10 protein-coding genes are annotated in these 12,415 nt (G+C 59.8%); all 10 read right to left on the bottom strand.

The genetic code is table 11. The annotated features are described in order from the left end of the window. Positions 1-29 precede the first annotated feature (29 nt). The 10 genes from ACIPY9_RS05315 to murD all read right to left on the bottom strand — a co-directional run bounded on the left by ACIPY9_RS05315 (position 30) and on the right by murD (position 12,410). The gene (locus tag ACIPY9_RS05315; protein WP_400697687.1) at positions 30-1,649 is read right to left on the bottom strand and encodes a methyl-accepting chemotaxis protein; all 1,620 of its coding nucleotides are present in this window, start codon (positions 1,647-1,649) and stop codon (positions 30-32) included. Between the two features lie 306 nt (positions 1,650-1,955). Continuing rightward, complete coding sequence (lpxC, locus tag ACIPY9_RS05310) at positions 1,956-2,867, bottom strand: UDP-3-O-acyl-N-acetylglucosamine deacetylase (protein WP_400697684.1); 912 nt, start codon at positions 2,865-2,867, stop codon at positions 1,956-1,958. A gap of 111 nt (positions 2,868-2,978) precedes the next feature. After that, positions 2,979-4,172, bottom strand: a complete 1,194-nt coding sequence (gene ftsZ / locus ACIPY9_RS05305; protein ID WP_400697682.1) for a cell division protein FtsZ — start codon at positions 4,170-4,172, stop codon at positions 2,979-2,981. Between the two features lie 71 nt (positions 4,173-4,243). Continuing rightward, positions 4,244-5,500: a cell division protein FtsA gene (gene ftsA, locus ACIPY9_RS05300; RefSeq protein ID WP_400697680.1), complete on the bottom strand. Its 1,257-nt coding sequence runs from the start codon at positions 5,498-5,500 to the stop codon at positions 4,244-4,246. Between the two features lie 14 nt (positions 5,501-5,514). Continuing rightward, entirely contained in the window at positions 5,515-6,381 is an 867-nt protein-coding gene (locus tag ACIPY9_RS05295; protein WP_400697677.1) for a cell division protein FtsQ/DivIB, read from the bottom strand. Between the two features lie 2 nt (positions 6,382-6,383). Then, on the bottom strand, positions 6,384-7,343 hold the full coding sequence (locus ACIPY9_RS05290) for a D-alanine--D-alanine ligase (RefSeq protein WP_400697674.1): 960 nt from the start codon (positions 7,341-7,343) through the stop codon (positions 6,384-6,386). After that, positions 7,340-8,800: a UDP-N-acetylmuramate--L-alanine ligase gene (murC, locus tag ACIPY9_RS05285; protein ID WP_400697672.1), complete on the bottom strand. Its 1,461-nt coding sequence runs from the start codon at positions 8,798-8,800 to the stop codon at positions 7,340-7,342. Before murC ends, ACIPY9_RS05290 begins: the two co-directional genes overlap by 4 nt. Then, entirely contained in the window at positions 8,793-9,863 is a 1,071-nt protein-coding gene (murG, locus tag ACIPY9_RS05280) for an undecaprenyldiphospho-muramoylpentapeptide beta-N-acetylglucosaminyltransferase (RefSeq protein WP_400697669.1), read from the bottom strand. Before murG ends, murC begins: the two co-directional genes overlap by 8 nt. Beyond that, positions 9,853-11,067, bottom strand: coding sequence for a putative lipid II flippase FtsW (ftsW, locus tag ACIPY9_RS05275; RefSeq protein ID WP_400697667.1), 1,215 nt, complete (start codon positions 11,065-11,067; stop codon positions 9,853-9,855). The genes murG and ftsW overlap by 11 nt, the downstream gene beginning before the upstream one ends. Then, on the bottom strand, positions 11,064-12,410 hold the full coding sequence (murD, locus tag ACIPY9_RS05270) for a UDP-N-acetylmuramoyl-L-alanine--D-glutamate ligase (RefSeq protein ID WP_400697664.1): 1,347 nt from the start codon (positions 12,408-12,410) through the stop codon (positions 11,064-11,066). The genes ftsW and murD overlap by 4 nt, the downstream gene beginning before the upstream one ends. Positions 12,411-12,415 lie beyond the last annotated feature (5 nt).

Genomic DNA, 12,415 nt, shown 5'->3' with positions numbered 1-12,415 from the left:
GGTGCCTTATGCGAGCCAGGGTGAAAGGCTTATGCGCTCAAGCGCGAGATGACGTCATTAAGCCCCACGGAAAGCTCGTGCAGGTCATGACTGGCCCCTTGAGTACGCTTGACGTTGTCCTGGTTGGTCACGGCGATGGCGGTAATTTCAGTCAGATTGCGTGAGATATCCTCAGCCACTGAAGTCTGCTCTTCAGCGGCGGTGGCGATCTGGCGGTTCATGTCCCGAATGTTTTCCACGGCCACGGTGATGCGCTGCAGAGTGGCACCGGCATGGGTGACCTGTTCGACGCTCTCTTCGCTGCGCGCCTGTCCGCCCTGAATGGCCTGCACAGCATCCGTCGCGCCGGTCTGTACTGAACTGATGATCTGATTGATCTCGGCCGTGGACACAGCAGTACGTTGCGCCAACGTGCGTACCTCGTCGGCCACCACTGCAAAACCACGTCCGGCATCGCCTGCACGTGCGGCCTCAATGGCCGCATTAAGCGCCAGCAGGTTGGTCTGCTCGGCGATACCGCGAATCACTTCAAGCACCTTCCCGATCCGGCCACTGTCTGTTTCCAGTTGCCGAATAACGTTGGCGGTGGATGCAATTTCGTTACGCATCCGGGTAATGGTGGCGATGGTCGACTGCATGACCTTTTCGCCATCCTGCGCATTGTGATCCGCTTCATCTGCCGCATGCGCCGCGTCCGCCGCGTGTCGCGCAACTTCCTGGGCGGTGGCTGACATTTCAGTCATGGCCGTGGCGACCTGATCGGTACGCTCGAACTGCTCATGAGTACCTTCAGCCATCAGTGCCGCAATGGCATTCAACTCACTGCCAGCGGTATCCAGATCGGTGGTGCTGCGTTTCAGGCGATTGAAGGTCTCCGCCAGAAAGTCGCGCAAGGTATTGGCCGCGACGGCCAGACGGCCCAGTTCGTCCTGACGTTTCACGTCGACTCGCGCAGCAAACTTGCCTTCACTCAGTTGCGCCACGTAGTCGATAAGCATGCGGATCGGGGTAATCAGATTGCGGTTGATCATCCACAACGCCAGCAGCCCCACCAGCAAAGCAGAGCTCAGCATCACGGTAGCGCCAATCAGAATGGTCCGGTCAGCCGCGTTGCTGATCGCAATCGACTGGGCGTCGCTGGACTTGTGCAATTGATCGACCAGAGTGGCCATCTGCTCGCTGGTCGGACGGTCTACACCCTTGACGGCCATATCGCCAGCAGAGGCCTCGCCCCCCGCAGCGATGAACGCCTCGCGCCCGGTACGGTAGGCGGAGCCCAGCGTACGGTGTTCTTGTTGCAAGGCTTGCACCTGGCTTTTCAGCGAAGCGTCGGTTCCTTTCATGTCGGCAAGTTGGCCCAACGTGCTTTGCACCTTGCGCTCCTGCTCTTCGAACTGGGCCCAGAACTTGTCGCGCTCTGCTGGCGTCTTGCCACGCAACAGTACGTTTTTCCATTCCTGGACCTGGACCTTGAACTGCAGATTGGCTTCGTCAACCAGTTGTGAAGCCTTTAAAGGGCCGTCAAGGAGACTGCGATACGACTGCACGTTATCGGACAGGAAATGAAAGCAAGACAACGCAATGACAAGCAGCAGCGCAAGGCTGCCCCCGAGCAGGCCAAGAATTTGTAGCCTCAGGGATTTAGACATGATTAACGATCTCTGGAGAAAACGGATCTGCGAACGCTCGCAGATAGGTGACAGGCCACATCCCTGTACAACCGTTCAAATTAGATCCGGTGTATATGCCCTATGAGATCCCCATCGGCGTACGCCAACCTTTCTTTAAAGAGGACGACGACTGGTAAAAGATCGATAAAAGTCGTCAAAAAAATGCCGAAAACATGACCGTTTGACTCTCTGAAATAACTGCGCCCTCGCGTTGCGCACGGCATAAAAAAAGGCCGCCCGAAGGCAGCCTTTAAAGAAACAAAAAGGAAAGAGAGTAAAGCTTGCTTACACGGCCGCGACAGGACGCATGTAAGAAATAGGTGCCGTACTGGCATCCTCAAAGGTCACGACTTCCCAGGCGTCCGGTTGCTCGATCAACGTGCGCAGCAGACGATTGTTCAGTGCATGCCCTGATTTGAAGCCACGGAACTCACCGATCAGGCTATTGCCCAGCAGGTAGAGGTCACCAATGGCGTCCAGGATTTTATGTTTGACGAATTCGTCCTCATACCGCAGGCCGTCTTCGTTCAATACACCTTCCTTGTCGACAACGATGGCGTTTTCCACACTGCCGCCGAGTGCGAGGTTGTGCTTGCGCAGGTACTCGATGTCACTCATGAACCCGAAGGTTCGTGCACGGCTGACTTCCTTCACGAAGGAAGTGCTGGAAAAGTCCACGCTTGCACTCTGGGTGCGGTCGCGGAAGACCGGGTGATCGAAATCGATCTCGAAACTGACCTTGAACCCCTCGAAAGGCACGAAAGTAGCGCGTTTACCGCCCTCTTCCACTGTCACCTCACGCAGGATACGGATGAATTGCTTCGGCTCCTCCTGTTCCTCGAGGCCTGCCGATTGAATCAGGAATACGAAAGGGCCTGCGCTGCCGTCCATGATTGGAACTTCGGAGGCAGAGAGCTCGACGTAGGCGTTATCGATGCCCAGGCCAGCCATGGCCGAGAGCAAATGTTCTACCGTATCGACCTTGACGTCGCCATTGACCAGAGTGGTCGACAGCGTGGTGTCTCCGACATTTTCCGCTCGCGCAGGAATGTGCACGACAGGGTCCAGGTCGGCTCGGCAAAACACGATGCCGGTATTCACAGGCGCAGGCTTCAGGGTCAGGTAAACCTTTTCCCCGGAATGCAGGCCGACACCTGTGGCACGGATAATATTTTTCAGGGTGCGTTGTTTAATCATGGCATGGCCGCTTCAGCGCAAGTTGCGAACTGGTATCAACAAAGGCTGGCGATGATAGCAGACCATGCCTTTGCTGAACACCAATCACCCTAATACCCCTGATACATTTCATCAATCGGCCTGACGACGCAGGAAAGCCGGGATGTCCAGGTAATCAAGGTCATCGTTAGGGTTCATCTTGGCCGCTGCGGTCGCGCTGGCGTGAGCCTGGTTACGCATGACGGTCGGACGGTCCAGATCACGGTAGTTCACCGATGGCGCTTCCTGACGGGCAGCAGCAGCCGGTTGAGCCGCAGCCTGCTGAACGGCTTGCAGGGTGTTGTCGATCACCTTCACAGGTTTCTCGATTTTCGCGCCCAGGCCAGTGGCAACCACGGTCACGTGCAACTCGTCACGCATGTCCGGATCGATGACAGTACCGACCTTGACCATGGCGTGCTCGGAAGCGAACGCTTCGATGATGCTACCCACGTCGGAGTACTCACCCAGAGACAGGTCAGGACCGGCGGTGATGTTGACCAGAATGCCGCGTGCGCCTTGCAGGTTCACGTCTTCGAGCAGCGGGTTGCGAATGGCCGCTTCGGTCGCTTCACGCGCACGATTCGGACCGCTTGCGCAGCCGGTACCCATCATGGCCATGCCCATTTCGCTCATCACGGTACGGACGTCGGCGAAGTCGACGTTGATCATGCCCGGACGTTTGATGATGTCGGAGATACCGCGAACGGCACCGGCCAGAACATCGTCAGCCTTGGCAAAAGCCGACAGCAGGCTGGCGTCTTTACCCAGGATGGTCAGCAGCTTCTCGTTGGGGATGGTAATCAACGAGTCGACGCTTTCAGACAGCATACGGATGCCTTCATCGGCGATCTGCATGCGCTTGCGGCCTTCGAACGGGAACGGACGGGTCACGACCGCAACGGTCAGGATACCCAGTTCCTTGGCCACTTCAGCAATGATCGGCGCTGCACCGGTACCGGTACCGCCGCCCATGCCAGTGGTGATGAACACCATGTTGGTGCCTTGCAGGACTTCTGCAATGCGCTCACGGTCTTCCAGTGCTGCCTGACGACCGACTTCAGGGTTGGCGCCAGCGCCAAGACCTTTGGTCACACCGGTACCCAGTTGCAGAATGGTACGGGCACCGATGTTTTTCAGTGCCTGAGCATCAGTGTTGGCACAGATGAACTCCACGCCTTCGATGTTGCTCTTGACCATGTGATTGACAGCGTTTCCACCACCACCACCCACGCCGATAACCTTGATTACCGGGCTCTGCGGGACGTTGTCTACGAGTTCGAACATTTTCCCTCTCCTTCAGTTCTCTAGTTGTTTCTGCCTACTACCTGCCGCTACCACTTTTGAAGCCTTGAAACTCAGAAATTGCCCTGGACCCAACGCTTGAGTCGCTCAAGCACAGGAGCCTTGGGTTCATCGCCGTAGCTGCTGCTGTTGCCCAGACCGGACAGCGAAATGCCGTCCGACTGTTTTTGCAGCCCGTACTGCAACAGGCCGACGCCTGTCGAGTAGATCGGGTTGCGCACGACATCAGCGAGCCCCTTGATGCTATGCGGCACGCCAAGGCGTACCGGCATGTGGAAGATTTCCTCGGCCAGTTCGACCGCGCCTTCCATTTTCGAGGTACCGCCGGTCAGCACGATGCCGGCCGGGATCAGGTCTTCATAACCGCTGCGGCGCAATTCGGCCTGGATCAGGGTGAACAGCTCGTCGTAACGAGGTTCGACCACTTCGGCCAGGGCCTGACGCGACAGCTCGCGAGGTGGACGGTCGCCCACGCTCGGTACTTTGATGGTTTCCCCTGCACCGGCCAGTTTGGCCAGGGCGCAGGCATAACGAATCTTGATTTCTTCGGCGTACTGGGTCGGTGTACGCAATGCCATGGCGATGTCGTTGGTGACCTGATCGCCCGCGATCGGGATCACGGCGGTGTGACGAATGGCGCCTTCCGTGAAGATCGCGATATCCGTGGTGCCGCCACCGATGTCCACCAGACAGACGCCCAGTTCCTTCTCGTCATCGGTCAGGACCGAATAGGCAGACGCCAGTTGTTCGAGAATGATGTCATCCACTTCCAGGCCGCAGCGACGGACGCACTTCTCGATGTTCTGGGCGGCATTCACCGCGCAGGTCACCACATGCACCTTGGCTTCCAGGCGAACGCCGGACATGCCCAGAGGCTCGCGCACGCCTTCCTGGTTATCGATCACGTAGTCCTGGGGCAAGGTGTGCAACACACGCTGGTCCGCAGGAATCGCAACGGCCTGTGCGGCGTCGAGAACCCGCTCCAGGTCCGCAGAGCTGACTTCACGATCGCGAATCGCAACAATGCCGTGGGAGTTCAGGCTGCGGATGTGATTGCCCGCCACACCGACGAATGCCGAGTGAATGCGGCAGCCAGCCATCAACTGTGCCTCTTCGACCGCGCGCTGGATCGATTGCACGGTCGACTCGATATTCACCACCACGCCCTTCTTCAGGCCACGGGATGGATGGGTACCGATACCCACGATTTCCAGCGAGCCATCGGCCGCGACTTCGCCTACCAGCGCCACCACCTTGGAGGTACCGATATCCAGCCCGACGATCATTTTGCCGCTTTGCACATTTGCCATGGTCCAGCCTCTTATCAATTCTTCGCGACGGCGGGTTTATCCACCGTCGGCGCTACCTGCTCACGCCATCCGACCGCAAGGCCGTTGGCGTAACGCAGATCGATGCGCGCAATATTCGTGATTTGTTCTTTAAGCGTTCTGTCGTAAATCGCGATGAAGCGGCGCATTTTTTCCACAAGGTGATCGCGTCCCAGCAACAACTCGATACCCGGACCGGCACTGCCGGCACCGGTGGTCAGGAACCAACTGCCACGCTCACGTAACTCCAGGCGTGCGATGGAGAACCCCATGGGGCGCAACATCTGGCTCAACACCTGGTACTGCTGCATCACCTGCTGCTGAGCCCGCTGCGGGCCGAACAACTGGGGAAGGTGTTCATAATTGGACAGCTCACGCGGCGTGAAGGCCTGACCCTGGTTGTTCAACAACGCCTCATCCCCCCAGCGTGCGACCGGCAGTTGCTCTTCCAGGCGGATCACCACCTGATCGGGCCACACACGCCGAACTTCGGCATGGGCGATCCAGGGCATCTGCTCCAGTTCGGTACGCATGCCGGCCAGATCGATGGTGAAGAAGCTGGCCGCCACATACGGAGCGATTCGCTGCTGCACCGCTTGCTGGCTGATGTAACTCAAGTCGCCCTGCACGTTGATCCGGGTGATCGGACGGTCGACATACGGCAACAGGCGTTGCGCGCCTTCATAGGTGCCGAACCCCAGAACCACCAGCAGCACCGGCCAGAACAGGCTTTTCAGGAAACCGAAGCCTGGCTTGGGCAGCCGCGACGACAGGGGTTCCTTGGCCACCATTCGACTGGCACCACGCGGCACTGGCTTGCGACCAGGAGCAGGTGGCTGATGACGTGCCGATGCGCCGTACATGCTTAACCTCTCACCTGAACGCTGTCGGCCAGAATCGCCAACACCAGTTGCTGGAAGTCCAGCCCGGCCGCACGAGCGGCCATGGGCACCAGACTGTGATCGGTCATGCCGGGCACGGTGTTGACTTCCAGCAGCCAGAATTTGCCCTCGGCATCCTGCATGACATCCGTGCGGGCCCAGCCGGCGATGCCGATGGCCTCGCAAGCGCTGGCTGTCAGTTGCTTGAGTTCCTGTTCCCGGGCATCACTGAGCCCACACGGAATCCGGTACTGGGTATCGGAAGCCAGGTACTTGGCATCGTAATCGTAGAAACTGTGAGGAGTGCCCAGGCCTATGGGCGGCAACACCTGGCCACGCAGGCACGCGACCGTGAACTCCGGACCCTGGATCCATTGCTCGACCAACACTTGCGAATCGTAGGTACTGGCTGCTTTCCATGCGGCGATCAATTCGTCGACGCCGGTCACCTTCGCCATACCGATACTTGAACCTTCATGGGCCGGTTTGACGATCAAAGGGAAGCCCAGTTCCGTCGCCGCAGAAATACAATCGGCCTCACTGCACAGGACGGCATGCCGTGGCGTCGAAAGACCCAGGCTCTGCCAGACCTGCTTGGTGCGCAGCTTGTCCATTGCCAGCGCAGAAGCCAGCACACCGCTGCCGGTGTAAGGAATGCCCAGGCACTCCAGCAGGCCCTGCATCGTGCCGTCTTCACCGCCACGGCCATGCAGCACGATAAAGGCACGATCGATCCTTTCGCTGACCAGGCGTTGCAGGAAGTCATCGCCGACATCGATGCCGAATGCATCCACACCGGCGTCGAGCAATGCTTCCAGCACCGCACGTCCCGACTTCAACGAAACCTCCCGCTCAGCGCTCTTGCCACCGAAGAGCACGGCAACGCGGCCGAAGCTTTTCGGCTCAAGTGTCGAGCGCAGGGAAGATTGCGAAGTCGCTGTCATTTGAGCTTCCCTTCGGTCGGGGCTGCAACGGCGCCAGCGAACAGCGGGCTCTTGAGCAGTTGCGGGGCCAGGCCACCGATGTCACCGGCACCCTGACACAGCAGAATGTCGCCGGCGCGCAGCAGCGGTTTGACCAGCGGTGCCAGCTCGGCACCACGCTCGATGTAGATCGGGTCCAGTTGCCCGCGCTGACGAATGCTGTGACACAGGTTGCGACTGTCCGCACCCGGGATCGGCTCTTCGCCTGCCGGATAGACTTCCATCAGCAGCAGTACATTGGCGTCGGCCAGCACCTGCACGAAATCGTCGTACAGGTCACGGGTGCGGCTGAAACGGTGCGGCTGATAGACCATGACCAGACGGCGATCCGGCCAGCCGCCACGCACGGCGTTGATGACGGCAGCGACTTCACGCGGGTGGTGACCGTAGTCGTCGACCAGCATCACGTTGCCACCTTCGACCGGCAGCTCACCATAGACCTGGAAGCGACGTCCCACGCCCTGGAAGCCAGACAGGCCCTGAACGATGGCCTCATCGCTGATGCCTTCGTCCGTGGCGATGGCGATGGTTGCCAGCGAGTTGAGCACGTTGTGGTTGCCCGGCATGTTCACGGACACGTCCAGCGGCTCACGGTCACGACGCAGAACGGTGAAGAAGGTCTGCATGCCGTCCTGACGCACATTGATCGCACGCACGTCGGCCGATTCGTTGAAGCCATAGGTCATGGTCGGACGCTTGACCAGCGGCAGGATTTCACGCACCACCGGATCGTCGATACACATCACGGCCAGACCGTAGAACGGCAGGTTGTGCAGGAATTCGACGAAGGTTTTCTTCAGCTTGTTGAAGTCGCCTTCATAGGTGGCCATGTGATCGGCGTCGATGTTGGTGACGACAGCGACCAGCGGCTGCAGGTGCAGGAAGCTGGCGTCGCTTTCATCGGCTTCGGCGATCAGGTAACGGCTGGTGCCCAGTTGCGCGTTGGTACCGGCAGCGTTGAGACGGCCACCGATCACGAACGTCGGGTCCAGGCCACCGGCCGCAAACACGGAGGCGATCAGGCTGGTGGTGGTGGTCTTGCCATGGGTACCCGCAACGGCGATGCCATGGCGATAGCGCATCAGCTCGGCCAGCATCTCGGCACGTGGCACCACAGGAATACGACGTTCCAGCGCTGTCGCCACTTCCGGGTTGGAGGTGTTCACGGCGCTGGACACCACCAGCACGTCGGCTTCGGCGGCATTCTCGGCACGATGGCCAATGAAGATATGTGCACCGAAGGATTTCAGACGCTCGGTGACAGGCGAATCCTTCAGGTCCGAACCCGACACTTCATAACCGAGGTTCATCAGCACTTCGGCAATGCCGCACATGCCGACCCCGCCGATACCGACGAAGTGGATACGACGGATGCGGCGCATTTCAGGTTGCGGCATGGCACGCTGGCTCTCAACCATGGGCCACCTCCACACAGGCATCGACAACAGTGTTGGTTGCATCGGGCCGGGCCAGCCTGCGGGCGGTACGGGCCATGTTGTTCAATTGCTCGGGTTGCATCAAAACCTCTTTCAGACGTTCGGCCATTTCGGCTACGCCAGTTGTCGCTTGCGGCATGACGAAGGCTGCGCCTTCGCGGGCCAGATAGTCAGCATTACGGGACTGGTGGTCATCGATCGCATGGGGCAGCGGTATCAGCAGCGACGGCAAGCCGGCAGCCGCCAGCTCACTCACGGTCAATGCGCCTGCACGACAGACCACCAGATCGGCCCAGCCGTATGCCTGGGCCATGTTCTGGATAAAGGGCGCGACTTGCGCCTCGACACCGGCACTGCGATAGCGCTCGGCGGTCACTTCGTCATGTTTCTTGCCAGCCTGATGGAACACCTCGGGACGAATCTCCTGAGGCACTTGAGCCAGGGCTTCGGGCAACAGCTTGTTCAGGGGTTCGGCCCCCAGGCTGCCGCCCAGGACCAGCAGACGCGCCTTGCGTCCGGCCAACGCCTGACGGGGTGTTTCAAGAAACAGTTCGACCCGCACCGGGTTACCCGTGGTCCGACGCTTGGCGGACGCACTGAAGGTGTCCGGAAATGCCTCGCAGATACGGCTGGCAAAGGACGCCAGACTACGGTTGGCCGTGCCGGCAACGGCGTTCTGCTCATGAATGATCAGAGGCACACCCGCCAGCTTCGCAGCCAGCCCGCCCGGACCGGTGACATAGCCTCCAAAGCCCACGACACAGACCGGCTTCAGGTCGCGCACAATTCGGCGTGCCTGCCTCAGAGCCTTGAGCAGCATGAAAGGTGCCTTGAGCAACGACAGCTTGCCCTTGCCGCGCAAACCGGTGGCGTCGATCAGGTGCAGCGTCAATCCGGCCTGCGGCACCAGTTCGTTTTCGATACCGCGAGGCGTACCGAGCCAGTGAACCTTGTAGCCACGCGCCTGGAACTCCTGCGCACAGGCCAGTGCCGGGAAGACATGACCACCAGTCCCGCCAGCCATGATCAGCACATTAGCGTCCATAAGGCGGCTCCTCGGCGAAGTCGCTCTCTTTGAATTCTGTTTCCTCACTGCCCATGTTGTTGCGCGACTCCCATTCGATCCGCAGCAGCAAGCCGAGGCTGGCACAGCAGATCACCAACGAACTGCCGCCGTAACTGAGGAATGGCAGAGTCAGGCCCTTGGTAGGCAGCAACCCCACGTTTACACCGATATTGATCAGGAACTGGCCGATCCACAGGAAAGAAAGACCGTAGGCAACGTAAGCACCAAAGAACTGTTTGGCCCTTTCTGCCCACATACCTATGTACATGCCACGAATACTGACGAACAGGAACAAGGCGACCGTGAGCAAAGACCCTACGACACCCAGCTCTTCGGCCAGAACCGAGAACACGAAGTCGGTATGAGCTTCCGGCAGATAGAACTGTTTCTGGACGCTGTTGCCCAGACCGACGCCGAACCATTCGCCGCGACCGAAGGCGATCAGCGCCTGGGTCAACTGGTAACCGGAACCGAACTGGTCGGCCCACGGGTCGGTAAAGTTGGTCAGACGTGCCATCCGGTAAGGTTGTGCCTGTACCAGAACGACCACGGAGACCACTGCAAGCACCACCATCAAGGAGTAGCGGAACAGGCCGACACCACCCAGGAACAACATCGCAGCAGCCGAGCCCATCATCACAACCGTGGCACCGAAGTCAGGCTCCATCAGCAACAGGCCCGCCATCGGCAGCAGCACGATAAATGGCTTGAAGAAACCCATCCAGCTTTCACGGACCTCTTGCTGGCGACGAACCAGATAGCCCGCCAGGAAGATCACGACGAAAACCTTGGCGATTTCAGACGGCTGTACGTTGAACGCACCGAAGCCGATCCAGCGCATCGAACCGTTTACCTCGCGCCCGATACCGGGCACCAGCACCAACAACAGCAAACCGAAGGCCCCGGCCAGCATCAGCCAGCCCATGCGTTGCCAGGTCGCGACCGGAATCATCATCGTCGCGCCACAGGCACCCAGGCCGATCAGCAGGTAGATCAGGTGCCGGGTCATCATGTACAGCGTATTGCCCGACTGCACGGCCGCCACTTCCGACGAAGCGGAAGTGATCATCACCAGCCCCAGCCCCAACAGTGCCAGGCAACCGGCCAGCATCGGGAAATCGAGGTCTATGCCACGGCCGCTGATCAGCGGCGACGGGTAAGGCTTGATCACGCCAAAGATCATGACAAGCCCTCCACGGCCCGGGCAAACAGATGCCCGCGCTCTTCGTAGTTCTTGAACATGTCCAGGCTCGCGCAGGCTGGCGAGAGCAGTACCGCATCGCCTTCCCGGGCCAGCTCTGCGCTGCGTTGTACGGACTCTTCCAGCGTATTGACCCGAACCAATGGCACGGCATCGCCCAGTGCCTGGGCAATACGTTCGGCATCGCGTCCCAACAGGACCACAGCCCGGCAATGTGCAGCGACGGCCGCACGCAGATCACTGAAGTCTGCGCCCTTGCCGTCGCCACCGGCAATCAGCACCAGCTTGCCGGAGATATCAGCCCCCAGACCTTCGATAGCCGCCAGAGCAGCGCCAACGTTGGTGGCCTTGGAGTCGTTGTAGTAATCCACACCTGCAAGCTCGCGCACCCACTGGCAGCGATGCTCCAGGCCGCTGAACGTGCGAAGAGTGGCCAGCATGGCCGCGAACGGAAGACCAACGGCACGCCCCAGCGCCAGTGCAGCCAGGGCGTTCGCCTGATTGTGTGAGCCCCGGATTTTCAGCTCGCTGACCGGCATCAGGTTGTCGAACTGGAAGGCCAGGTATTTTTCGCCGTTGTCTTCACGCAGGCCAAAACCGTTGAAATCCGGTTTATTGAGGCCGAAGGTCCAGCAGGGCAAGCCCTCACCGATCAGCGGCCTGGACAGTGCATCCTGACGATTGACCACCACTTGCCGGGCCCCCCGGAAAATCCGGTGCTTGGCCAGATGATAAGCAGGCAGACCGCTGTAGCGATCCATGTGGTCTTCGCTGACGTTCAGCACGGTGGCGACTTCGGCGTTGAGCCCGTCAGTGGTCTCGAGCTGGAAGCTGGACAGCTCCATCACGTACAGATCGACATTGTCATTGAGCAGATCCAGCGCTGGCATGCCAAGGTTGCCGCCGACGGCCACACGTTTCCCTGCGGCCTTCGCCATCTCGCCGACCAGCGTGGTCACGGTGCTTTTCGCATTGGAGCCGGTGATTGCAATGATCGGTGCCTTCGCGTAACGCGCGAACAGGTCGATATCACCGGACATCCTGACGCCACGGGCATGAGCCTCTTGCAGGGCAGGCGTCGCCAGGGCCAGGCCGGGGCTGACATACAGCTCGTCGGCCCGGCAGAGAAACTCCACGTCCAGCTCGCCACAACGCACGTCCACCTGAGGGTAATCGCGACGCAAGGTCGCCAGCTCAGGGGGATTCTCCCGCGTATCGGCCACGGCAAACGCAACGCCCCGCTTCGCCAGGAAGCGAACCAGGGACATGCCACTTTTGCCAAGACCGACAACGATACGGAAGCGGTCGGAAACGATCAGAGACACTCGTT

Source organism: Pseudomonas sp. NPDC089734 (genome assembly GCF_044748865.1).
In the GTDB taxonomy this organism is placed as follows: domain Bacteria; phylum Pseudomonadota; class Gammaproteobacteria; order Pseudomonadales; family Pseudomonadaceae; genus Aquipseudomonas.
Note: the sequence above shows the minus strand (reverse complement) of the source record. Positions and strands in the feature narration are given on the sequence as shown.